This window comes from Actinokineospora terrae, assembly GCF_900111175.1.
Taxonomy (GTDB): Bacteria; Actinomycetota; Actinomycetes; order Mycobacteriales; family Pseudonocardiaceae; genus Actinokineospora; species Actinokineospora terrae.
Genome location: NZ_FOGI01000005.1, coordinates 231378 through 255102, shown reverse-complemented (window position 1 = coordinate 255102; position 23725 = coordinate 231378). Strand labels below are relative to the sequence as shown.

The following is a 23725-nucleotide window of genomic DNA, read 5'->3' as shown; positions in this document are numbered from 1 at the left end:
TGAGAGCCACGAAAACACTTCCATTCATGCTACGGCATCGCAGCGAACCGCTTTTGCGCTCTGTCGCGACTCCGCCGCCAGCATGAATGGAAGTGTTTGCGGTGGAAGACGAAGACCTGTGGACCTGGGCCGCCCGCGAAGCCCGGTCCGCACCTCTGTGGACCGACGAACGCTGGGAGCGCGCCAACGCGATCCTCGGCAACCGCGTCGTTGAGCCTGCCTCTGACCGTGTCGAGTGGTCGGAGGCCGCGTGAACGAGCTGCCTCAGTGGATGAAGCACCTAGGCGAACGTGCTTCCGCTCCGGACTTCGAGCGTTGGCGACAGATGGTCACCAACGTCGGAGGCTGCACTCACCCGATCCGGCTTGCTGGCGAGAGCACGACTGTCGACCCGGCCACGGGTGAAGTGCTCGGGACCTACAACACGCGCGACGAGCCGACCGGCTACATCCTCACCGCTTGCGGGAACCGACGAGCCAGCCGCTGCGAACCCTGCTCCCGCGTCTACGCCGACGACATCTTCCACCTGATCCACTCCGGCCTGGTCTCCGAGTGTCCGCGCGTGTTCACCACCTTCACCGCCCCATCGTTCGGCCCGGTCCACACCCGGGTGCTGGTTGGCGACCGCGTCCGCCCCTGCCATCCGCGCGACACCGGTCCGTCCTGCCGCTTGCGCCACTCCTCGGACGATCCGCGACTAGGTCAGGCCATCGACTCCGACAGCTACGACTACACCGGGGCTGTGCTGTGGAACCACCACGCCGGGAAGCTCTGGCACACGTTCACCGTCTACTTGCGCCGTCACCTGGCCGAGCTGGTCGGTGTCCCACGCTCCAGGCTTGGTGACGTGCTGCGAGTCGAGTACGCCAAGGTCGCCGAGTACCAGGCACGCGGCTTGGTCCACTTCCACGCCGTCATCCGCCTGGACGGCCCATTCGGCGTCGACGTCCTGACCGAGGCCATCACTAGCGCAACGCTCGCGACCCGTGTGTCTCTGCCTGACCGCTCACTGCGGTGGGGCGCCCAGCTCGACATCCGCCCTATCGAGACCGGCGGTCACTGGACCGACCAGCGAGTCGCGCGCTACATCGCCAAGTACGCGACCAAGGGCGCCGAGGCCGCAGGCACCGTCAACCGTCCACTCCGCAACATCCGACACCTCGAGCGCATCCGAGGGCTCACCCCACACGCCCGCCGCATGATCGAACACTGCTGGCAGCTCGGCCTGCGCGATTGGGCGCATATGCTCGGGTACGGCGGTCACTTCTCGACCAAGAGCCGCCGCTACTCGGCCACCCTCGGAGCCATGCGCGCCGCCCGCGCCCGCCATCGGTTGGACGAGGCCCGCGCCCATGAGGGACTACCTCCGCTGCCGCCAGGCCCGCTAGCCCGGGTCGGGTCTTGGCAGGTCATCGGCACCGGCTACCGCACGCTCGCCGAGGAGACCTGGGCCGAGACCATCCGCTCTGCATGACCCGGTTCAAACTTTCTTCTCCCTCTTCAAGCGCGCCGCTGCGCGGCGCGGCAGGTCACCGCGGCTTGCTCGCTGCTCACAGGTAGAAGGACACGCCACGGGCGGGCTCCCGCTCCGCTCCGCCCGCCCGGGCGGGCCTCTCCCGCCCTCTTCGTCCTCGCCGGACCAGCAGATCTCCGGGATGGTCCCGTGCCATCCCATCGACCTCCCCCAGGGCTATCAGGCTGGGCAGGGGCCGCAAGCCTGGCACCCACCCTCCCGTTTGATCACCACGTTGCGCCCCCTCCCCACCCTGATCGGGCTACGCCAGGTCGACGGGATGGCACTCACACGCCGATATGCTCTTAGCTCATGACCCCAAAGATCTGCATAGCCCAAGACCCCGAGGCCGACGCCCTCCTCGAACGCTCTCCCTTGGCCCTGCTCTTGGGCATGCTTCTAGATCAACAAATACAAATGGAAATCGCCTTCAAAGGCCCCCACAAACTCTACACCCGCCTAGGCAACAAACTAGACATCCACGAAATAGCCACCTACGACCCCGACGCCTTCATCACCCTAGCCACCACCCCACCCGCCATCCACCGCTACGGCGCCTCCATGGCCAAACGAGTCCAAACCCTCTGCCAATTCATAGTAGAAACCTACGACGGCGACCCCACAGCCATCTGGACCCGAGACACCCCCACCGGCCCCGAAGTCCTCAAACGCCTAAAAGCCCTCCCCGGCTTCGGCGAGCAGAAGGCCAAGATATTCTTGGCACTTCTCGGCAAACAACGGCACGTCACCCCGTCAGGCTGGCGTGCCGCCTCTGGAGAATACGGGCTTCAATACGCAAAGCGATCAGTCGCTGACGTAGTTGATGCTCAATCACTAAGCGAAGTCCGCAGCTTCAAGAAAGCCGCGAAGGCGGTCAAGGAATAGGCGGTCCCGGATCAACGAGACTCCCGAGAACCGAGGCCCAAAGAAGCGCGCCACAGATAATCTTCAAGTTCCGCATGCCTAAATTTGTAACCAGCGACGGTTGATCGCATTAGACCCGCACCCTGAGCCCAGGATAGAAATCCATGAAACCTGATAGCCATCTTCCACTCTTGCGCTCCAAAGAATACCGCTACCAGGTACCGCACATAGACTGAGCAACAAACGCGGCCAACGAATGCCATCAGGCCGAATGTCAGACCTATGGTTGGGCCATACGTCTGATCAAAGTAGATGCCCACCCAAACTCCGTACAGGACGCCAGTAACAAGCGCAACATTTCGATCACCCCTGATGACCTGGAGGGGACTCAAAGAAGCATGCGGCAGGGCTGGTATGGCGCACAGCAACACCAGAATGATCGCAGTAGAAACAGCCGCGTTCAATAGCGCAAACAGTGGATAGTAATCAAACAGGATGTAAGAGATCCCCCATGTCAGTACCACAAAGAGTGACGTCAGCGAGATAAGCTGCCACCCTAGAGTATGAAACTTCTTTATCAGCTCGAAGCTAAAGCGGGACGGGTTACGATCCTTAAGAGAACCGAGAACCGAGAACCGAGAGATAGTAGATAGTAAACTGGTTGGCCATGACCGCAATTACAAGCCATATTCCCGACAGACCACCCTCCTTGATCGGCCCTAGATCCAGGTAGGAGACAACCCAGGGATAGTGGACTGCTGCAAATGTGAGCCACGCATGACGCCTTCGAATCTTCGATTCCCCCAACATTCTCCACCACTGCGGCAAATAGATCTCGCCACCGAACATCTTACCTCTCCTCCTTTCAACCAATAAGGCAGCCAGGCTGGCAAGTCGTCTCAAGTCCCGCAAGGCACTCTTGTCATCACGCGATGAGCTCGCCACTCGGTACGAGATAAAGTTGCCCGTAAGCAGATCTCGAACTCGCCCCTGATGTTGCCTGCGCGACTCACCTCCGTGACTAGCACTCCCCGGAGAAGGGAGCAGCTCTCCCGGGTCTCCCCCGCCTCGGTAATACGCAACAGCCGAGGTCATCTGCCATGGCGTCTTTAGAACTCCCAAGAGTGCTTCATTTCCGGACCGGATTGCTTCCGCAATCTGACTCCAATTGCGCCTGTCTGCCCCATCAACGAGATGGGTCTCAAGAAATTCGAGCATCAGCCCCGGATCCGGATTCTCGATCGACATGATCTGCACTTCCGGAAGTCGGCGAAGCAAGTTTAAGTACACTCCCCCCGAACGGCAGGTGATGAGAATCCGAACCCTCGGCGTCTGCGCGACATAGTCAGCTATCCCGCGAACCGCAAGTTTCGCTTGGCCCTTCGTCAACTCGCCGTCTATCTCATCCAGCCCATCTAAGATAAGGATCAGGCGATGATCTCTCAGAAGCGAAGACGCCACCGAGGCGTCCACATTCATAGCTGCAGCAGCATCGCCAGCGACCCAAGCGTCGAACTGGGCAACATTCGGATTCCATCCAGCAATCGACAAGACGACGGCGATCTGGCCAGTTTCCCGGTGTAGGTCGTTTAGAACTTGCGCGCACTCCATCGCGAGCACTGTCTTTCCCGACCCCGGCACCCCTTGAATTGCCAAACAGGTGGTTGGTGCACCTATCATGTGCGCAACCAACTCATCCCTGCCGAGGAGCTTCCCACTACGGCGATCAACGGGCGATGTTTGCTTCACCTGCAAGCTGATTGACCGAAACTCAGGCCCTTCGACAGCGAGCAGTTGAGCAAGCGAGCGTTTGTAGGTACGGCTAGCTTGCGCTGCAAGACGACTGACATCTGCATCCACAAGATCGGGCCTTTGATACTGTTTAGACGCCTTTTCGAAAATTAGGATAAGTAGTCCAATTGCGCCTACAGGGAGCGCCATCACGTTGGCCCAACCAACTAATTGATCAAAGCGGCCCGAATCGCCCTGGGAAAACCAGGCATTATAGGGGATTGCCGCCGCCGGAAAGGCGATTGCTAGCGCAACAAGGAGATAACCGGTCGTGCCTATCATGCGAACTCGCATCAGACCACCTGTGAACTCTGGAACTCATCTACGACTGAACCCCGCGGCCTTGCTCGGATGATCTTCCAGCAACTGCCTAGACGGATCCGCCTGCCCCGCCTAGTTCACCCTTTCGGGGTATCTATACATACATTCGGTGATGTGTTGCGATCAGCAGATTCAGATGGAGATCGCGTTCAGGGGGCCGTACAAGCTCTACACGCGGCTGGGGAACAAGCTCGACGTGCACGAGATCGCCGAGTATGAGACGGAGGCGTTTGTTGAGATGGCTGTCACGCCGCCTGCTATTCATCGGTATGGGGGATCTATGGGGAAGCGGGTGCAGGTACTTTGCCAGTTCATCGTTGAGAAGTACGACGGGGACACGGCGGCTATTTGGACTCGGGGAGGTCCCGGTGGGGCCGAGGTCCTGAAGCGGCTCAAGGAACTGCCGGGGTTTGGAGAGCAGAAGGCCAAGATCTTTCTTGCGTTGTTGGGGAAGCAGCGGGGGGTCACGCCGAAGGGGTGGCGGGAGGCTGCTGGGGATTACGGGCTCAAGAACTCCCGACGGTCGGTCGCGGACGTGACCAGCGCGACCAGTCTTGGTGAGGTGCGGGAGTTCAAGAAGGCGGCCAAGGCGGCAGCGAAGAGCCAGGGCTAGAGGGTGGCTACGTAGACGATGTCTGGTTCGCCGCGGGGGACGGGGGTTGGGTGGGTTTCTACTGATTGGAAGTGGGCTCTTAGGGCGGCTTCGAAGGTGGGGCTGGCGGCGGCGCTCCAGGTTGTTAGGACGCCGGTGGGGGTTAGGTGGGAGCGGAGTAGGGATAGGCCTGGGGCGGAGTACAGGGTGGCGTTGTCGGCGGAGAGGGTCCAGTCGGGGCCGTTGTCGATGTCTAGGCAGATGGCGTCGAAGCGGTCGGGGGTGTTGTGCAGCCAAGAGATCAGGTCTGCCTGAACGCAGTGGGTTAGGGCGTCGGCGTTGCCCAGGTAAGAGGCGTTCCACTTGATAACCGCGGGTTCGCGTTCGACGACGACTACATCGGTCAGGCCGAGGGAGAGGGCCTCGCGGAGGGAGAAGCCGACGCCGAGGCCGCCGATGAGCATGCGGGGGCCGGGCATGCGGGACGCGGCGGCGCGGATCAGGAGGCGTTCCGACTCGCCCGCGCGGGTGTCCATCAGGAACATGCCGTCGGCGATGATCTCGTAGTGGTGGCCCGCGCGGCGGAGCACGAGCTCGCCGCAGGCGCCTTGGACCGTGTCGATGATCGTGGGTGAGTCCATCGCCGCACACCATAGAAGTACATTCGCCCCGTGCACGTGACACCCCGCCCACCGACGATCCCCGGACTGACCCTCGCGGGACCACTCGGCCAAGGCGGATTCGGGACCGTCTTCCTCGCCCGCCAGGACCGGCTGCACCGCGACGTCGCCGTGAAGGTCGACAACCGGGTGCTGCAAACCGATCGCGACCGGGACCGGTTCCTCCGCGAAGCCCGTGCGGCAGCCCGACTGTCAGGGCACCCGCACGTCGTGAACGTCTACGACGCCGGTGTAACCGCCGACGGTAGGCCTTACATCGTCATGGAGTTGTGCACGGGCGGTTCGCTCGCGGACGTTCTGGCGCAGCGCGGGCGGTTACCCATCCCGGAGGTCACGGAGATGGGCGCCAGGCTCGCAGACGCACTCGCGCAGGCGCACCAGGTGGGCATCCTGCACCGCGACATCAAGCCCGCGAACATCCTGGTTAACGCGTTCGGCGCCGTTAAGCTCGCCGACTTCGGTCTGGCCGCGATCCTCGACGCACACGCGGAGAGCACCGTCACCGTTGGCGCCCTCAGTCCCTACTACGCCGCACCGGAAGTCTTCGCGCACGCCGCACCTAGTGCCGCAGGTGACATCTACTCGCTAGCGGCGACCCTCTACACACTCGCGACAGGGAACCGTCCCCGCGACATCCCGTGGCCCGCGCAATCCCTCGACGGCCTGATCGCGGCTCTTCGTGCGCCGGTGGCACCGATCCAGGACGCGCCCCCGGCATTCAACGCCGCACTCCTCAACGCTCTTGCCTCCGACTCGTCGCGGCGGACAACGGACGCGCGGCAGCTAAGAGACGAACTCGACGGCCTACGCCCCATCAGGCCGCTCCCCCATGTTGCGACCAACCGCGCTCGCGGAGTACGGATCGCCGCCGCTGCGGTAGCCGTACCGGCGCTCGTGGCCGCAGGGTTCTTCGGTAGCACTCTCACCAGCACCGGACAGCAAGCCCAACAGCAACAGCCATCACAGACGCAGAGCACTCCGCAGGCAGCGGCTGTGCCACCGGGCATGAAAGCGTGCGCGGAGAGCGAGAAGAACGGCTTCTGCGTCGAGGACAAGTGCTTCGGCGGCCTGGTGAACATCGCCGACGTCGACATCAAGGCCAAGCCGCTCGACTGCGGCGGCGAGCACAGCTGGCAGGCGTTCACCGGCACCTGGCTACCGGCTGGCGCAGCGGACATGACCGGGACCGACATCGCCGCGTTGCCCGAGGTCAGCGGCATCTGCACGGCCGAGGTGATGGCCGCGCGGACCCTGCCGGGCAAGGACACCAAGGGCTGGCAGATCGAGATCTTGCCCAGCAAAACGGGCAGCCCGGACCGGCTCTACCTGTACTGTTTGGCCCGGCCCGCGGACGGCGAGCCGGGCGGGAGCGTCTTCGCCACCGGCTAATCCGACAAACCGGATATCCTGGCCACCAACCCACTCTCCCCAGGGGGCACAGTGCGACACCGGCTGACCGCGGCGCTCAGCGCCGCGGCCCTTCTCGGCACGCTCACCGCGTGCGACACGGTCCGCGAGGCCACCAGCTCGGCGTCCAACGCGGCCGACAAGACCAGCATCTGCATCGAGGCGGTCCGCCTGGCGGGCTTCACCCCGAGCACGCAGAACCTGGAGCAGACCGCCGAGGACGCCAAGAAGACCTCGGACGACCTCACCAAGCTCGCCGACCGCGCCGCGGACACCACCGTGCGCGACGCCATCAACGGCATGGCCGACCAGATCGCGACGCTGGACGTGCCGAACCTGGACCCGGCGACGGTGGCCGGGTGGACCAAGCAGAAGCTCGACGCGTTCAACACGCTGACCCAGGCCTGCCTCTAGGAAGACCGACGGCCGCCTGGTGCGCAGGCGGCCGTCGGCTCCGTTATCGGTACTGGGTTCACCGGCCACCCCCTCAGTGATCCGTCCACGTGGGTCAGGGTTGGCGGGGTGGCTCAGACGTTGGTGATCTCCTCGATCAGCGCGTCGATGTCGAAGAAGTCGGCCTCGCCGCCCAGCGGCACCATGGCCGTGGTGGTGGCGAAGAACGACTGCACCGCGGCGTGGTCGAGCTCGAGCACGGCGTGCCCGTCCGGGGACTCGATCTCCAGCGCCAGCTTGGCGGTACCGCCGGTGGTCACCGGGGCCAGCCGCACGTCGCCGTCACCGGCGGCGCGGACCAGGCCCTCGGCGAGCAGGTCGCGGCCGAAGATCCACTCGACCCAGCGGTCGGCGTCGGCCTGGAAGGCGGCGACGACGGTGTACGGCTCGTTGGCCCGGTAGGTCCAACGCGAGCGGACAGGAGTAGTCCCGCCGTAGTGCGAGATGATCTGCTCAGAGTGCTCGGCGTCGTTGGTCATCTCGTAGCCTCCTGTCCTGGTGTTCGCGCGTCGGCTGTGGCGAACCTTCAGCAGGGAAACGCATTTGGCGGCAGCCCGTGATGCCATTGGCCCGACGTTCACGCTATCGGGGCATACAGCCCCGTTCGGGCCACGATTTGACCGGCTTTTGGCACCCGTCTCTGTGTAATCGGATGACGCCATCACCCGTCGGTGAACTCAGGTCTTCTGCTCCGGCCTCAGTGGACCGTCCGCACCGGAGAACGAGACCGCCCAGCCCCGCGGTCATGACGCCTTCCGACGAAGGGATCTGCCTACTGGCAGAGCGGGATCTCGACGTCGGTGGGGTGGAAGATGACCTCGGTGGGCTTACCCGCGATGGTGGCCTGGTCGACCTTGAAGCGGAGGGTCCGGTCGTCGAGTAGGACAACGCGGCCGGTTATGTAACCGTCGTTGGTGACCTTGCCGTCCGGACCGGGTAGACGTTCCGGGTCGGGCCAGGTGTGCTCGGCGACCCAGTTCTGGCCTGCGAAGGTGGCGTACTTGATGCCGCAGTGGGTCAGCAGGCGGTAGGGGAAAGACTCGCCGATCTGGACGAACGGCACTGGGGCGCCGTGGGCACTGAAGGCGTTGGAGATCGAGTGAGGGTCAGGCGTATCAGGTAAGGGAGCCGCCTCCGGGGTGGTGCAGGCAGCGAGTACGAGGCCTACCCCAATCACGGCGCATCTAGCCCGAGCGGCCATCGGTACCCCCATCGGTCAGTCCCTGCCGCTCCAGCGTCTCATAGGGCTTCACCTCACCCCAGGACCGCCTCCGCGAGCTGGTCGGCCAGCGCCGAGGTGGCGGCCGCGATGCCTGACCAGCGGCGGGTCAGGTCCGGGTCGAAGTCGAGGGGCCTGCCGTGCGCGTCGATCACCGCGCCACCGGCGGCGGGCACGAGCACCAGCGCGGCGGCCAGGTCGACGATGCGCAGGGTGTCCGACCCGGGGTCGGCGAACGCGTCCACCGAGCCCTCCGCGACCAGGGCGGTCTCCAGGCAGGTCGTGCCCAGGATCCGCAGCCGACCGGCGCGGGCGGCCACCCGCTGCCAGGCGTCGCCGTTGTTGCGCTTGGGCCGCAGCAGCGACACGGCGGCGCCATCCAGGGTGGTGCGACCGGTCGTGCGGTACGGGGTGGACTGGCCGACGCGGGCCCACCAGACGCGCCCGGTGTCCAGCCACACGGTCACGGCCTCGACCGCTATGGAGTCACGGGTCAACACGCCGGAGAAGCACGACAGCGGTACCCCGGACGCGGCGTTGGCCGAGCCGTCCAGCGGGTCGATGACAAGAGTCGTCGACGAGCCGTTGTCGAGGAAACCCGCCTCTTCGGACAAGAGGTTCACGCGGTTGGCCTGCGCGGACTCGGCGATGGCGTCCTCGACCAGCGAGTCGACGCGCATGGTCGGGGTGCCGTCTGCTCCCATCGCGACCTCTTCGGACAGCTCCGGCCGGGTGAGCATCTGGCGCGCGGTCCGGTAGGCGGCCGCGGCGGCGTTGGCCGCGTCGGCCAGGACAGAGTTGACGCTCGCCGGTAAGTCCGGCTCGGGGATCGGCCACGCGATGAAGGTCACCAGTGCACCGTAAAACACAGCGGCGGCCCCCACCGTGGAAACAGCGGGTGCCGCCGCGCATCTACCGAGCCGGATAAGACCGGATCAGATGAGGTCGAGCGCCTTGACCGCGTCGCGCTCCTCGACCAGCTCGGCGACCGAGGCGTCGATGCGGGCGCGGGAGAACTCGTTGACCTCCAGGCCCTGCACGATCTGGTACTCGCCGTTGGCGGTAGTCACCGGGAACGACGAGATGATGCCCTCGGGGACGCCGTAAGAGCCGTCCGACGGCACTGCCATCGAGGTCCAGTCGCCAGCCGGGGTACCGAGCACCCAGTCGTGGATGTGGTCGATGGCCGCGTTGGCCGCCGACGCCGCCGAGGACGCGCCGCGGGCCTCGATGATCGCCGCGCCGCGCTTGGCCACGGTCGGGATGAAGGTGTCGGCCAGCCACGCCTCGTCGTTGAGCAGCTCCGCGACGGACTTGCCGTTGACCTCGGCGTGGAACACGTCCGGGTACTGGGTCGCCGAGTGGTTGCCCCAGATGGCCAGCTTCTTGATGTCCGCGACGGACACGCCGAGCTTGGTGGACAGCTGCGAGATGGCCCGGTTGTGGTCGAGCCGGGTCATCGCGGTGAAGCGCGCGGCCGGGACGTCCGGGGCGTGCTGCTGGGCGATGAGCGCGTTGGTGTTGGCCGGGTTGCCCACGACGAGCACCTTGATGTCGGACGCGGCACCGGCGTTGATCGCCTCGCCCTGCGGCTTGAAGATGCCGCCGTTGGCCGCCAGGAGGTCACCGCGCTCCATGCCCTTGGTGCGGGGGCGGGCGCCGACGAGCAGCGCGACGTTGGCGCCGTCGAACGCCTTCTTCGCGTCGTCGGTCACCTCGATGCCCGCCAGCAGCGGGAACGCGCAGTCGTCCAGCTCCATCGCGGTGCCCTCGGCGGCCTTGACAGCCTGCGGGATCTCCAGCAGCCGCAGGTTGACCTTGGTGTCGGGGCCGAGCAGGGCACCAGAGGCGATGCGGAACAGCAGGGCGTAGCCGATTTGGCCTGCCGCGCCGGTGACTGTGACGTTGACGGGTGCCACTTGGCGGATCCTCCCGGGAAGACGGATTGAGTCAGCGGGGAGGTCACGCGGCAGTCAGTTTGTGCCCTGTCGGCGACGTCGCCCGGCACCGCGCAGGCTACCAAGCCGGGGTGCGCGGGGGCCGCGTCGGTGACCAGGGTCTCGACCCCTTCGGGTGGACTTGGTCCGACAAGGTCCCCTACCTGTGGGTATGGGACCGCACCCGGCCGGATCATGGCCGGGTGACGCTGCACACCGCGGACACCACCGTCCGGCTAGAACTGCTCGGGGAGGAACTGCGCCGACACCGCGAGACCGCGGGGATGAGCCTGGCCGAGGTGACCGCGAAGACCGGGATCAGCACCTCGAAGCTGAGCAGGCTGGAGAACGGCCGCCGACCGCACAAGCTCGACGACGTCGAGGCGCTGCTGTCCATCTACGGCGTGCGCGACGCCCGCCGCGACGACCTGGTCGCGCTGGCCCGCGACGCCACCGAGCCGACCGCGTGGCCGGAGCAACGGCCGTCGGCGACGCTGCGCGTGCTGGAGTCGAAGGCGGAGATGCTGGTCGACTACCAGGCGATGCTGGTGCCCGCGTTGCTGCAGACCGTGCCGTACGCGCAAGCGGTACTGCGTGAGGTGGACATGGTCGAGGAGCCCGCGATCGAAGACAGGGCTACCGAGCGCATCCGACGACAAGCGATCCTGCGCAAGCCGCAGCCGCCTCGCTACTACGCGATCCTGACCGAGACAGCGCTACGCACGGTCGTAGGCGGCCGCGAGGTCATGCGCGGGCAGTTGCGCTACCTGGTCGAGGCCGGGACGAAGCCGGACGTGACGATCCGGGTGGTGCCGCGGCTCGGCCACGGCCACCCCGGGCTGCGCGGGTCGTTCCGGCGGCTGCAGTTCCACGGCCGCGGCGCGCTGGTGCTGCTGGAGAACCGGACGTCGAGCCTGTTCGTCGAGGACCCGACCGAGGTCAAGCGCTACGACCAGGTGGTGGTGGAGCTGCTCAGCGTCGCGCTGGACGAGGCGGCGTCGACCAGGATGATCGCCGAGCTCGGCGGCCTCAACGACTGAGCCAGCCACCCTCGATGGTCAGCGCGACCGCGATCACCATCACCCCGAACAGGCCGTAGAGCAGCACGTCGACCGCCCGGCCGCGGATGGCGACCAGCCCGGCCTGCTCGTCGCGCAGCAGCACCCGCAGCCCGGCGGCGAGCAGCAGGGCGAGGCCGATCCACACGGTGCCCTCGCGCCAGGAGAACTGGATGATCCGCACCAGGCCGAGCACGACGACCGCCATCACCATGGCGAACGGCAGGTGCACCAGCGCGGGGTGCTTGCCGCCCCGCTGCGGGCCGTCGTTCACGCGCGCAGGCCCCGCTCCGCCGCCTCGACGGTGTTGCGCAGCAGCATCGCGATGGTCATCGGGCCGACCCCGCCCGGCATCGGCGCCAGCCAGCCCGCGACCTCGCGCACGTCCTCGTGAACATCGCCGACCAGGCCCGCCTCGGTGCGGGTGACGCCGACGTCGAGCACGGCGGCACCGGGCTTGACCATGTCGGCCGTGATGAGGCCCGCGTTGCCCGCGGCGGCGACGACGATGTCGGCGCGGCGGACCTCGGCGGCGAGGTCCTTGGTGCCGGTGTGGCAGAGGGTCACGGTGGCGTTCTCGCTGCGGCGGGTCAGCAGCAGGCCGAGGGGACGGCCAACGGTGACGCCACGGCCAACGACGGTGACGCGCGCGCCCGCCAGCGGTACGTCGTAGCGGCGCAGCAACTCGACAATGCCGACGGGGGTGCATGGCAGCGGGCCCGCGTCACCCAGGACGAGCTTGCCCAGGCTGACCGGGTGCAGGCCGTCGGAGTCCTTGGTCGGGTCGATCCGCTCCAGCACGCGGCCCTGGTCGAGGTGACCCGGTAGCGGCAACTGCACGAGGTAGCCGGTGCAGTCGCGGTTGGCGTTCAGCTCGTCGATGACGGCTTCGAGCTCGGCCTGCGTGGTGTGCGCGGGCAGGTCACGGCGGATCGAGTTGAGCCCGATCTTCTTGCAGAAGTTGTGCTTGCTGCGCACGTAGGCGTGGGAGCCGGGATCGTCGCCGACGAGCACAGTGCCCAGCCCGGGGACGACGCCGCGCTCGGCGAGGGCGGCGACCCGGACGCGGAGCTCGTCGAGGATCGCGTTGCGGGTGGCCTTGCCGTCAAGGATCGTCGCGGTCACGGCGGTCATCCTCTCACTGCGCCGCCGGTTCTTTCCGGGGACGCCCACTGGGCAGCGACGCCACCCCCGCGGCCAGGAGCGTGACCACGACACCGACCACCGTGGCGGGTTCGATACCGGGCCCGGTCAGGTCGAACAGCACCGCGCCCGCGATCTGTCCGGAGATCATGCCCAGGCTCACCATGAGCACACCGATGTACCGGACGGCGAAGACGCTCGCGGAGACGCCGATGACTCCTAGCGCGCCACCGACGTAGAGGATCGGGTTGGACGGTAGGCCTGCCGGGAGTCCTCGCACGAGTACCTCAACCACGCAGGCCAGGGCTAACACGGCGGTGCCGACCCCGAAGTTGACCAGCGTGGCGACGCTGACGCTCCCGCAGGCTGCCCGGACCCGCCCGTTCACGGCCTGCGCCCAGCCGAGTCCTAGTCCTGCCGCTGCCGGGATCAGGGACAGCCAGAGCCGCGACGGCGAGTCGAACTCGTCGGACACGGCTGCGGTGACCGCGACGACCGCGAGCACGGCACCGACTGCCCTGGTCGGGGTGATCGGTCGGGGACCGCCCGGTCCGACGCCCGCACGGTCCATCAGCAGTCCGCTGAGGACCTGCCCGGACACCGCGGCCACGGTGAACATCGCCACGCCGAGGGCCGCGACGGTCAGACCCTGCGCGGTCACGAACATGGCACCGGCCGCGCCGCCGAGGACCTGCCATGGCCGTAGTCGACGCTCACGGACGGCCTGCGCGACCTTCGGAACCGCCGCCCGCGCCTTCGGGGCGACGAACACACCTACGGCCAAGATGACGAGGCCGACCAAGAAGGAGATCAGGGCGGCGACAAGACCGTCCCGCAGGTGGGCGCCGAGTTGGCCGTTGACGCGGCTCTGCGTGGCGAGCCCGACTCCGCCTAGGACGGTGACCAGGACTGCCGCCGCGCGGGCCGCCACGGGCCGGTTGGCTAGATCCATCGGTGGCGCACTGCGTGAACGGCCAACTGGAACCGTGAGGTCGCGCCAGCGTGGTCCATCAGGCGCTGGAGGTGGCGGAAGACGGTCCTACGACTGACCCCGAGCTGGCGGGCAATGGAGTCGTCGTTGGCGCCTGCCGCGAGTAGACCCAGCAGGCGCTGCTCTATGGGTTGGACAGGCGACGGGGCTCTCGCGCCAGCGTGCAGCGGTACCGCCAACCGCCACGACGCCTCGAACAGTCCGATTAGGGCCGACAGGAGACTGCTCGGCCGGACGACTAAGAGCGAGCGGTTCACATCGGCCTCCGCGACCGGTAGAGACACCGTGGCGAACTGCTGGTCGACGATCGTCAGCTTCACCGGCACCTCTGGCAGCACCCTGGCCTGCTCCCCTGCGGCAACGCAGGGCTGGACGTTCTGCGCGTACCGGCCCGGGTCCTCTATGGCCGCTCGCGCGTAGACGACCTTGTACGTCACGTCGCCGCGCGCGAGCTGTTCGAGCTCGGCGTTGTTGACGTGCCCTTCGGTGAAGTACGGCGGCGAGTCGAGCCTGCGGATCTCCTTGCGCGCGCTCAGCTCCATCTGCTGGATGCGCTGGGCGATAGCGGTACCGGTGACCACCTCGATGAGGTCGTCGGTGCGCTGTGGGGACACCGCGCGCCGGAACGTGTCGTAGGCGTTGAGGGTTGCTACCCGAGCCTGCTCCAATTCGGACTCACGGCGGCGGCTGAGGATCTGCAGCCCGCTCGCGGGTGGGACCGGAGTCACAATCCGGCCATCGACACCGCCGGTCCCGACCAGGCCCGCGTCCACCAGGGTGCGCACGGCGGGGGTGACGAGGTCGATGGGTTCCGCCAGGCCGATGGAGACCTGGTCGATCGTGGACGGACCGGTGCGCAGCAGGTAGAGGTATGCGCGGATCTCGTCGTCCGGCAGGCCGAGCCTGCTCAGGTGCGGCGCGAGGTCGCCGTCGGACATGGTGGTTCCTCCCGGTGGGGCCGCAGCAGGTTGGCACAGATGAGACGTTGACACAAATGTCACGCCGCGCTCGCCTGCCTGCTGGGATCCGGCACCGCCACGGCGAAGCCCGCGGCCACCAGGGCCAGCACCGCGGCCGCGCCCGCCGCGGCCGCCGGACCGATGTGGTCGAGCAGCCACCCGGCGACCGGCAGGGTGACCGCCGAGCCGAGCGTCGACGCCGTCATCACCCAGCCGAACACCTCCGCGGTGCGACCTGCGGGCGCCAGTTCGCCGATGCGCACGTTCGACGCCGCCAGCGCGGGCGCCACCGCGATCCCGCCGACCGCGAGGACCAGCCCGATCAGCCACGTCGACCCGCCCGTGACCGGCGGCAACACCGGGACCAGCGCGACGAACCCCAGCGCCATGAGCACGATCCGCAGCGCCAACCGCGGCGGCGCGGAGCTCGCACCGGCGGCGAAGCCGCCCACCAGCGACCCGACCGCCCAGACCGCGATCAGCACGCCCGCCGCGGCGGGGGTGGCGAAGTCCCGCGCCCACGCGACCACGGCCATGTCCAGGATGACCAGCGGGGCGACGACGCAGAGGCTCATCGTCAGCGCTGCCCGCATGCCGTGAGCTCTTAGCACCGACCCCGGCGTGCGGTGCTCTTGCTGCAAGGGCACGCGCAGGCCGACCTGGTGCAAGGCGAACGCGAAGCCGCACGAGCCCACCAGCGCCAGACCTGCGCAAGTGAGCATGCCCGCCTTACCGCCGCCGAAGGCCACCACGACGGCAACGAGTACCGGGCCGACTACCCACAGCAGCTCCTGGAGAGTGGCCTCAAGTGTGTAGAGCGACCTGCGCGCGGCCGGGTCTTCGGTCAACCTCGGCCAGGCAGCCCTAGCGATCTGCGTCACTGGCGGCTGGGCTAGTCCGGTCACCAAAGCGACCACGGCGGCTATCGGCCACCACGTCGCCCCCACCAGCGAGGGGGCGAACGCGAGCGCCGTGAGTCCCAACGCGTAGGCGAGTGAAATGGCGATCAAGAGGCGCGCCGGGTCACCCTGGTCGGCAGATCTACCACGCAATGGGCCACCAACGGCTACACCCACGGTGTAGAGACCCCCGACGACACCCGATGCGATGTATGAACCAGTCCACCCGGCGACGAGGAAGGTGGTGGCCAGAGGAGTGCCAGGTAAGTGCAGCCTGCCCAGGAGTGACCAGACGAGCACGCTCGGCAGTCTGCGGACTGTCAGGAGTTGACGATATGGACCCAGCACGTGGGCAACTGTGCCCCACACCCCCGACTGGGGGATAACGGTATGTCATTGTCGCTGGCAGACCGGTACCGCACGATCCACCGTATGCCGAAGGCATGCACCCAGGAGAAGATGTGACCGTGGCACTACCGACGCAGCTGAACCCGACCGAACAGGACGCCCTGGTCAAGCAGATCGGGCTGGCGTTGCTGCGGGGCGCCCCGCAGCGGTGGGCGTCGATCGTGGTCGAGTACCGCGCCATCGGCCGGTACATGGAGACCGTGGGCCAGGTCACGGTGCAGGACCAGGAGGGTGCGGCCGACCTCCCGGTGTCCCAGGACATCACCATGCTGTTCAGCAGGCTGCGCGCGGGCATGTACCGGGAGGGCAGGGGCACCTGGTTCAATGCGCGCTACCAGCTCGACCAGCCCTCGGCCTACAACCTGGAGTACGACCGCGACGAGCCGACCTGGATCCAGCCGCCCCCGCCGCCCGCCTTCGCCGACGACCTGCGGATCTTCCCCAGGGAAGAGGAGAACGTGCCGGAGTGGCTCGCGCGCAGGCTCGCCGCGCTGAAGCCGCCGTTCCGGGTCGCCCGCATCTTCGACGGCAAGGGCCCCAACGGCCGCCCGCTGGTCAACCGGCCGCAGGTCGTGGACGCCGAGCGCGAGTCGCTGCTGCGCTTCCTGGACGAGGCGCCGTTGGCGCTGCCGCACCGCGGGCTCGACACCGACCACCTCGACGACGAGGGCCGCCAGAGCGTGCCGGTGGCCTTCCACACCGACGGCAACTGGATCTGGCCCGCCGCGGTCAACTACTACCTGCGCGCGCACGGCGTGGCCCCCGAGCCGGAGCTGGTGGACCACATCCGCCGCTCGGAGTTCGCCCTACCCGAGGTCGAGGAGCACGTCAGGGCTAACGCAGCCGCCTTCCTCAACCGTGGCCGTCCGCCCCGCCCGGTGCCGGTCAATGGCACGGCGCCGGTCGAGGCCGAGGTACCCCGGCTCCCTGACCCGCGCGCAGTACAGCCCAAGGTCGCGGCGGTAGCGGTACCTGAGCCGGATGTCGCCAACGCGTTCGCCAACGCTGCGGTCGCCGCGCCCAAGGAGGAGATGGGCCCGTTCGGCACCACCTTCGACGCGTTCAGCCCTGCGCCGGTGAACCTGGAGACCCCACCGCCGTGGTCCCGCACCCCGGCCGAGGTGGAGAAGCCGGACTCGCCGTGGGCGCCCAAGGGCGAGGACTCGGCCGAGGGGCCGCGCAACGGGCACTCGCACGCCCCCGAGCAGGCGCCGTGGGAGCGCACACCGGACGCGTCCGAGCCGGAGGACACCGCGAAGGGCATGCAGCCAGTAGCGGAGAAGTCCCCGCTCGAGGACACCGCGCCGTGGCAGCCCGAGGTCGACGAGACCGTCCCGACGCCCCCGATCAAGGCTGAGACCGACACGCCGTGGGCTCCGCAGGCCGCAGAGGCACCGGCGGCTGCCGAGGCACCGTGGCAGCGCACGCCGGAGGTAGAGGAACCGGTCGAGTCCGCGGAGCCGTGGCGGCAGGACGTGCCTGCTCGTCGGAGTGAGGCCACGCAGGCTTGGCAACCGGACGCGCGTAAGCAGGACGAGGTAAGCCCCGCCTGGCAGCCGGTTGAGTCCGACAAGGGCCAGACCAACGCGCCATGGCAGCAGCAACCGACCGCAGCGGACAGCGGCCAGCCGAGCCCTCCCTGGCAGCCCCAGGCACCTGAGACGGCTAGCGCGAACGGCCAGGCAGGCCCTTCGTGGCAGGACCGCGCCGCTGACGCTGGGGTGCAGGCAAGTCCCGCTTGGCAGCCTCAGGTGGCCGATAGCGATAGTGGCCAGGCCGGCGCCCCGTGGCAGCAGAACCCGGACGCCGGAACGCGTCAGCAGGACGAGGCAGGCCCCGCCTGGCAGCAGCGGACCGCCGAAGACGCCCAGGTCAGCGCGCCGTGGCAGCAGGATCGCGCCGCTGACGGTGGGGCGCGGGAGGCAGGTCTGGCTTGGCAGCAGCAGCCTGCCGAGGCAGCTAGTGACAGCGGTCAGGCCAGTGCCTCGTGGCAGCAGAACGCTGGGGCACGTCAGCAGGACGAAGCTGGCCCCGCCTGGCAGCAGCGATCCGCCGAGGACGGCGCGCCTTGGCAGCAGGACCGCGAGGCCGACGCGGGAGCGCGCCAGCAGGACGAGGACAGCGCATCTCGGGCCGGATCACGTCAGCAGGGCGATGCGAGCCCGGCCTGGCAGCAGACGGCCGCGACCGAGGACGCTCAGGCCAGTGCGCCGTGGCAGCAGGGCCGCACGGCCGACGCCGAGGCACGCCAGCAGGACGAAGCAAGCCCCACTTGGCAGCAGCAGCCGGCCAAGACCGACGACGGCCAGGGCAACGCGCCGTGGCAGGGCCAGGCGGCTGAGGCCGGGGCACGCCAGCAGGACGAGGCAAGCCCCGCCTGGCAGCAGCAGCCGGCCGCGACCGGCGACGCACAGGGCAACGCGTCCTGGCAGCAGGACAGGGCAGTCGACGCTGGGGCGCGTCAACAGGACGAGACAGGTCCTGCGTGGCAGCAGCAGTCAGCCGACACGGATAGCGACAACAGCCAGGCCAGCGCCCCTTGGCAAACCTCGGACACCGGAACGCGTCAGCAGGAACATGCGGCTGACGCTGGGACCCGGCAGCAGGTCGAGGCGAGTTCTTCCTGGCAGCCTCAGGCAGCTGACGCGACCAGCGACAACAGCCAGGCCGGCACTTCTTGGCAGCAAACCCCGGACACCGGGACTCGTCGGCAGGACCGCGCAGCCGACACCGGGGCACGCCAGCAAGACGAGGCGAATCCTGCCTGGCAGCCCCAGGCAGCTGACGCGACCAGCGACAACAGCCAGGCCGGCACCTCTTGGCAGCAGAACCCGGACACCGGGACTCGTCAGCACGACCGTGCGGACGACACCAGCACGCGCCAGCAGGATGAGGCGAGTCCTGGCTGGCAGCCTCAGGTAGCTGACGCGGCCCAGGCCAGCGCCCCTTGGCAGCAAACTCCGGACACCAGCGCGCGTCAGCAGGATGAAGTGAGTGCTGGCTGGCAGCCTCAGGTGGCTGACGCGGCCGGTGACAACGGTCAAGGCAGTGCGTCTTGGCAGCAGGAGCGGGCGGGCGACGCCAGCGTGCATAGTCAGGGCGAGGTTGCTTCGGCCTGGCAGCAGGGGGAGACGGCGAGCGCACCGTGGGATGGTGGCGCGCGCGACCAGGGCCAAGCAGACCAGTCAGCCGCCGCGCCTTGGCGGCAGGACGGGACTGCTGACGCCGGTGAGCAGGTTGCGCCTGCTTGGCAGCAGGACCGCGCGGGTGACACCGGGGCCGAGACATGGCAGCAGCCGGCCAACAACGATCAGGCCGCCGCGCCGTGGCAGGAGCGGGCGACCGATGCCGGGGCTGGTCAGCAGGACGAGGCCGCGCCGTGGCAGTCGGATAGTGCTGCGGACAAGCCGGCTTGGCAACCTGGTGGGCACGCTGAGCAGGCGACGGCGCCCTGGCAGCCCGGACCGGCCGACACGGCCGAGCAGGCGCCCTGGCAGCAGGCTGAGGTGCCGGAACAGGCAAGAGCCCCGTGGCAGCCCGAGCCGGAGCAGGACACCCCCTGGCAGCCGCAGGCACAGGAGTCCAGCCCGACCTGGCAGCAGGGCACTTCCCCCGAGCAGCCCGAACAGAACGCGGACGCGACCTGGCAACCCGCGCCCGAGGCCCTGCCTGTCAGGCAGCCGAACGCGCCGTGGCAGGCGGCTGAGCAGGCACAGCCGGTTGCTCCGTGGCAGCCCGCCGCCGAACAGCAGAAATGGCAGGACACCCCCGAGGCCGACGTCGCGCACAGTGCCGCGCCGCAAGAGGCAGGACTGACTCGCGGCCAAGCGGCCATCGCCGAGCAGGCCGGGGTAGACCTACCTGCACCCCCGCGCGAACCCGCCACGAAGGACATGCGGACCCCGCCCGCGGCCGCACTACCGTCGCAGGGTCCCGCCGCTGACGTGGTGGCTCGGTTGCGAACGCGGCTGACCGAGCTAGGCGTCTCCCCGTCGCGCTACCGGATGGGGTCGCCGTCCGAGGCCGCGTGGACGATGGAGCAGACCGGCGAAGGTTGGCGTGTCGGCTGGTTCGACGACCGGTACGTGGCGCCCGCGGTGTTCGAGGACGTCGCGGACGCGTCGGCGTTCCTGCTGGGCAAGCTCCTGCTCGACTCCGGCGCCACGCCCGCGCCCGCGGTCATCCCGCAGGACCCCGGCCCATCGACCGTGCAGGCGTCGCTGGCCGAGCTGGAGGCGGAGCGGTCCGCGGACCTGTTCACCCCGCCGAGGCGTCCGGAGCCGAACGCCACCGTCGCCGCGCCGACCCCGGTGTTCGACGACGATGACGACGACTTCACCCCGCGCAGGCCCCAGCAGCGGCAGTTGCCGCGCAAGCCGGAGCCCGCCGTGCGCCGCCAGGAACCGGCCCGCCAAGAGCCCGCCCGCCAGGAGCCGGTCGTGCACCGGACCGAGCCGACCGGCCGCAAGCAGCAGGAGTGGCCGATCCAGCCGAAGCCGGGCGAGCCGCCGCTGACGCTGTTCCGCGGCAAGCAGCTGATGGAGCTGCCCCCCGGTACCGAGATCGACCGCTACGGCGAGCCCGCGGGCAACCTGACCTACGCGGCCGGGACGCCGTTCGAGCGGCGTTCGCTGGTGCCGGAGTGGGTGAACCGCCCGTACCGCGCGTACCGGGTGGTCAAGCCGACCGAGGCGCTGACCGGGGTCGCCATCCCGTGGTTCGACCAGCCGGGTGGCGGGGTCGCGTACCTGCTCAAGCGGTCCATCGGCGAGCTGCTCGACCACGGGCACCTGGTCGAGGTCGACGACAGGGACGCGCCGACGCTGCCCTAGCCGCGGTGCGCCGCCGCCCACCCGGTCAGTCGATGACCAGGCCGTGGGCGGCGGCGAACGCGATGGCGGTGTCCAGGTCGACCTTGGCGCCGCGCAGGGAGGCCGCGACCAGGCCGTTGGCGTCGAGCCGGGCGCCGCGCAGGTCGGCCTTCTCCAGCCGGGTGCCGGTCAGCCGGGCGCCGCTGAGGTCGCAGTCGCGCAGGTCGGCTTCCTTGAGGTCCGCCTCCATCAGGTTGGCCTCGCGGAACCGCAGCCCGCGCAACGTGGTCTTGGGCAGTGCGGCGCGGGCCAGGCTGACCAGGGTGAGGTCGGTGTCGCGCAGCGTGATGGGGCGGAACCGGACGTCGACGAAGGTCGAGCCGATCAGCGAGCAGCCGGTGAACTCGCTGTCGGTGAGGGTGGTGCGGTCGAACACGCAGGTGCGGAACGCGGACGTGCGGTGGACGGACTCGCCGAGGTCGGCCCGGGTGAACGTGCAGTCCACGAACACGCAGCCGACCGTGGTGACACCGCGCAGGTCGGCACCGGTGAAGTCGCACGCGGTGAAAGTCCGCTGCTCCCAGTGCTGCTCATGCAGGTCGGTCTCGCTGAAGTCCTCGCCGATCGTCTCCACGGGCTCAGCGTGTCACGGCACTACGACAACTGGCCGCGCGGCATCGGCGATGAGGGTTCGCGTGACGCGACCGTGGCGGGAACGCCCTACTACGACGCAATCCGCGCCCGCTTGTTCGGCTGCGGACTCTATGCCGCGCGCGGGATCCCCACTGACGTGCACAACCTCCCAGGACACGCCTATCGGGTCCAGGTAACGGGTTGCGTCCAAGCGGAGCTCGTCGGCGTATGCCTCGGCGGCTTCACGTGCGCCGGTGATGCCAACGCCAGTCCAGTAGGCAGGATTGGCCAACTGCTCTACGTAGACGAGCACGAGCCGGGCATGTTCACGGCGGGCCAACCCGGCCGCCCAGGCGAACGCGTTGAGCGACGCCTGGGTGCCGTCGACCCCGACGACGATGGTCGTGAGCCCGTCCTTCACACCTGTAGATCGTAGGGGGGTTGTCGTTGACTTGGCCGGTTTTCAGGCGCGGTGGATCGACTGGGCGAAGCTGAAGACCGCGTCGGGGTCGTAGCGGCGGGCAACGCTGTCGAGCCTGCTCAGGTTCGGCCCGTAGTACGCGGTGCCCCAGTCGGGCATGGCGGTTTCGATGTAGTTGACGTACCCGCCTCTAGCACCGATCCGGCCGAGCGCGTCGCGGACCTGTGCGACCGATCTAGCCGCTTCCTCGCGCTTGTCCACTGTGGTCTTCTGGTAGATCTGGATGGTGCCGAGCGCCTTGCGGTGCGGGAACGCGGTTGCCGCTGGGTCCACTCTGGACACAGCGCCACCGAGTGAGTCGAGTAGCAGGTCCATGTCGGTGCGGTCGTCGAGGAGGTCGACCAGGGCGGCCGGGTCGGCGACGGGCTCGGACAGGATCCGCGACGAGGCCGCGAAGGTGGCCCGCGGCGAGGTCTCCGTGCCGCACTCCGCGCGTTGCGCACACCCCGCGAAGAAGCGCATGGCGTCGAGGTACGACTTCTGCTGCACCAACCGGGTGCTCGGCTTGCCCGCGGCGGCGGTGAACTGCTCCAGCAGCGGGGTGAGCCCGGACTGCGGGCCGATGAAGCAGCCGGTGAGCCTGGCGGTCGGCGTGCGGCCACCGGTGACGACGACCGTGGACCACAGCTCGTCCGGTGCCTTCGCGGTCCACTGCTGCCACGCACCGACCACGGCCGCCGCGCCGTCTGCGAAGCCGAGTTGGAAGACCGTCACCGAGGGGGCAGGCTCGGTGGAGAAGGTGAACGAGGTGGCGATGCCGAAGTTGCCGCCACCGCCGCCGCGCAGCGCCCAGTAGAGGTCCTGCTCGTTGTTGGGGGTTGCCGTGCGGACCACGCTGTCGGCGGTGATGACCTGGGCCGAGAGCAGGCGGTCGCAGGTCAGCCCGTACTTGCGGGTGAGCACGCCGAGACCGCCGCCGAGGGTCAGCCCGGCGATGCCCACGGTCGGACAGCTACCCGCGGGGAGGCAGCGGCCCGCCGCGGCCAGGGCGGTGTAAACGTCGATGAGGCGCGCCCCAGCACCGATCACCGCGGTCCCGTCAGGCCGGACATCCACTACGGACATTCCACGCAGGTCGACGATAAGACCGCCATCAGGCGCGGAGTACCCGGCGTAGCTGTGCCCGCCACTACGAGCCGCGATCGGCAAGTAGGAATTCCTGGCTAGAGCGACGCAAGCCTGTACGTGGTCGCTAGTGGTGCACAACGCCACCGCGGCCGGGGTGCGCTTGTCGTAAGCGGGGTTGAACGAGCGGCGCGCCAGGTCGTACCCCTTGTCGCTGGCTTGCAGCAAGCCGCCGCCGAGCCGTTTGCGCAACCCGTCGAAGTCAGGGGGAACCGCGGCCGGGCGCACGCTAGTCGGGGCGATCGGTGTGCTGGTGGTGGTCGGTGATGGCGCTCCCCCTTGCTGTCCGCTCCCCGAACACGACACGGCCGTGGCCGCTACCCCGACACCCGCCGCCCGCAGAAAGGCCCTCCTGCTGAGCACTCCCCGACCTCCCAAGTGTTCCCGATCACACCCGCTGATCACACCACTCCTGCGCCCATCCCGCATAGCTCTACCAG

At 68.3% G+C, this 23725-nt stretch carries 21 protein-coding genes and 1 pseudogene; 8 read left to right on the top strand and 14 right to left on the bottom strand.

Translation table 11 applies throughout. The features are described from left to right. The first annotated feature begins 101 nt into the window (after window positions 1-101). The 3 genes from BMY07_RS34295 to BMY07_RS12685 all read left to right on the top strand — a co-directional run bounded on the left by BMY07_RS34295 (window position 102) and on the right by BMY07_RS12685 (window position 2398). Window positions 102-254 carry a hypothetical protein gene (locus BMY07_RS34295; RefSeq protein ID WP_177215555.1) on the top strand — a complete coding sequence of 51 codons (153 nt, stop codon included), beginning with the start codon at window positions 102-104 and terminating at the stop codon, window positions 252-254. Continuing rightward, window positions 251-1474 carry a replication initiator gene (locus BMY07_RS12690; RefSeq protein WP_218150655.1) on the top strand — a complete coding sequence of 408 codons (1224 nt, stop codon included), beginning with the start codon at window positions 251-253 and terminating at the stop codon, window positions 1472-1474. Before BMY07_RS34295 ends, BMY07_RS12690 begins: the two co-directional genes overlap by 4 nt. 351 nt (window positions 1475-1825) lie before the next feature. After that, window positions 1826-2398, top strand: a complete 573-nt coding sequence (locus BMY07_RS12685) for an HhH-GPD-type base excision DNA repair protein (protein WP_092777827.1) — start codon at window positions 1826-1828, stop codon at window positions 2396-2398. Between the two features lie 591 nt (window positions 2399-2989). Here the strand turns inward: BMY07_RS12685 and BMY07_RS12680 are convergent. Further along, window positions 2990-4462 carry an NACHT domain-containing protein gene (locus tag BMY07_RS12680; protein WP_092777825.1) on the bottom strand — a complete coding sequence of 491 codons (1473 nt, stop codon included), beginning with the start codon at window positions 4460-4462 and terminating at the stop codon, window positions 2990-2992. Between the two features lie 139 nt (window positions 4463-4601). Between BMY07_RS12680 and BMY07_RS12675 the strand changes: the two are divergent. After that, window positions 4602-5102 (top strand): annotated as a pseudogene (locus tag BMY07_RS12675) (HhH-GPD-type base excision DNA repair protein); the annotation flags it as partial. Here the strand turns inward: BMY07_RS12675 and BMY07_RS12670 are convergent. Next, a complete protein-coding gene (locus BMY07_RS12670; RefSeq protein ID WP_092777823.1) occupies window positions 5099-5722 on the bottom strand; it encodes a spermidine synthase family protein in 624 nt (207 codons plus the stop codon). The pseudogene BMY07_RS12675 and the gene BMY07_RS12670 sit on opposite strands and share 4 nt — an antisense overlap. 30 nt (window positions 5723-5752) lie before the next feature. Here BMY07_RS12670 and BMY07_RS12665 point away from each other — a divergent pair, with 30 nt between their 5' ends. After that, a complete protein-coding gene (locus BMY07_RS12665; protein ID WP_245782346.1) occupies window positions 5753-7150 on the top strand; it encodes a serine/threonine-protein kinase in 1398 nt (465 codons plus the stop codon). Between the two features lie 51 nt (window positions 7151-7201). Next, complete coding sequence (locus tag BMY07_RS12660; protein WP_092777819.1) at window positions 7202-7582, top strand: bacteriophage spanin2 family protein; 381 nt, start codon at window positions 7202-7204, stop codon at window positions 7580-7582. 113 nt (window positions 7583-7695) lie between these two features. Here the strand turns inward: BMY07_RS12660 and BMY07_RS12655 are convergent, their stop codons facing one another. From BMY07_RS12655 to BMY07_RS12640, 4 genes are all read right to left on the bottom strand, one after another. Further along, on the bottom strand, window positions 7696-8100 hold the full coding sequence (locus BMY07_RS12655) for an SsgA family sporulation/cell division regulator (protein WP_092777817.1): 405 nt from the start codon (window positions 8098-8100) through the stop codon (window positions 7696-7698). 293 nt (window positions 8101-8393) lie between these two features. Beyond that, window positions 8394-8684, bottom strand: coding sequence for a hypothetical protein (locus tag BMY07_RS12650; RefSeq protein ID WP_092777815.1), 291 nt, complete (start codon window positions 8682-8684; stop codon window positions 8394-8396). A 191-nt stretch (window positions 8685-8875) separates the two neighbouring features. Then, entirely contained in the window at window positions 8876-9691 is an 816-nt protein-coding gene (locus BMY07_RS12645) for an inositol monophosphatase family protein (protein ID WP_342741536.1), read from the bottom strand. A gap of 84 nt (window positions 9692-9775) precedes the next feature. Beyond that, window positions 9776-10759 carry a malate dehydrogenase gene (locus tag BMY07_RS12640; protein WP_092777813.1) on the bottom strand — a complete coding sequence of 328 codons (984 nt, stop codon included), beginning with the start codon at window positions 10757-10759 and terminating at the stop codon, window positions 9776-9778. A 221-nt stretch (window positions 10760-10980) separates the two neighbouring features. Here BMY07_RS12640 and BMY07_RS12635 point away from each other — a divergent pair, with 221 nt between their 5' ends. Beyond that, complete coding sequence (locus BMY07_RS12635; RefSeq protein ID WP_143073454.1) at window positions 10981-11817, top strand: helix-turn-helix domain-containing protein; 837 nt, start codon at window positions 10981-10983, stop codon at window positions 11815-11817. Here the strand turns inward: BMY07_RS12635 and BMY07_RS12630 are convergent. The 5 genes from BMY07_RS12630 to BMY07_RS12610 are packed head-to-tail and all read right to left on the bottom strand — an operon-like array spanning window position 11807 to window position 15938. Then, window positions 11807-12109, bottom strand: coding sequence for a DUF3017 domain-containing protein (locus tag BMY07_RS12630; protein WP_245782345.1), 303 nt, complete (start codon window positions 12107-12109; stop codon window positions 11807-11809). The two genes, BMY07_RS12635 and BMY07_RS12630, sit on opposite strands and share 11 nt — an antisense overlap. After that, on the bottom strand, window positions 12106-12960 hold the full coding sequence (locus BMY07_RS12625; protein WP_177215554.1) for a bifunctional methylenetetrahydrofolate dehydrogenase/methenyltetrahydrofolate cyclohydrolase: 855 nt from the start codon (window positions 12958-12960) through the stop codon (window positions 12106-12108). The genes BMY07_RS12630 and BMY07_RS12625 overlap by 4 nt, the downstream gene beginning before the upstream one ends. Before the next feature lie 13 nt (window positions 12961-12973). After that, on the bottom strand, window positions 12974-13930 hold the full coding sequence (locus tag BMY07_RS12620) for a DMT family transporter (protein ID WP_092777807.1): 957 nt from the start codon (window positions 13928-13930) through the stop codon (window positions 12974-12976). Then, window positions 13921-14907 carry a helix-turn-helix transcriptional regulator gene (locus BMY07_RS12615; protein WP_092777805.1) on the bottom strand — a complete coding sequence of 329 codons (987 nt, stop codon included), beginning with the start codon at window positions 14905-14907 and terminating at the stop codon, window positions 13921-13923. Before BMY07_RS12615 ends, BMY07_RS12620 begins: the two co-directional genes overlap by 10 nt. A gap of 59 nt (window positions 14908-14966) precedes the next feature. Continuing rightward, on the bottom strand, window positions 14967-15938 hold the full coding sequence (locus BMY07_RS12610) for an MFS transporter (protein ID WP_245782344.1): 972 nt from the start codon (window positions 15936-15938) through the stop codon (window positions 14967-14969). 350 nt (window positions 15939-16288) lie between these two features. Between BMY07_RS12610 and BMY07_RS12605 the strand changes: the two genes are divergently transcribed. Next, a complete protein-coding gene (locus BMY07_RS12605) occupies window positions 16289-21067 on the top strand; it encodes a glycohydrolase toxin TNT-related protein (RefSeq protein WP_092777801.1) in 4779 nt (1592 codons plus the stop codon). A gap of 25 nt (window positions 21068-21092) precedes the next feature. Here the strand turns inward: BMY07_RS12605 and BMY07_RS12600 are convergent, their stop codons facing one another. The 3 genes from BMY07_RS12600 to BMY07_RS12590 are packed head-to-tail and all read right to left on the bottom strand — an operon-like array spanning window position 21093 to window position 23513. Next, the gene (locus BMY07_RS12600; protein ID WP_092777799.1) at window positions 21093-21680 is read right to left on the bottom strand and encodes a pentapeptide repeat-containing protein; all 588 of its coding nucleotides are present in this window, start codon (window positions 21678-21680) and stop codon (window positions 21093-21095) included. Between the two features lie 12 nt (window positions 21681-21692). Then, window positions 21693-22100 carry a universal stress protein gene (locus tag BMY07_RS12595; RefSeq protein WP_092777797.1) on the bottom strand — a complete coding sequence of 136 codons (408 nt, stop codon included), beginning with the start codon at window positions 22098-22100 and terminating at the stop codon, window positions 21693-21695. A gap of 42 nt (window positions 22101-22142) precedes the next feature. Further along, window positions 22143-23513 carry an FAD-binding oxidoreductase gene (locus tag BMY07_RS12590; protein ID WP_342741535.1) on the bottom strand — a complete coding sequence of 457 codons (1371 nt, stop codon included), beginning with the start codon at window positions 23511-23513 and terminating at the stop codon, window positions 22143-22145. Window positions 23514-23725: the final 212 nt, after the last annotated feature.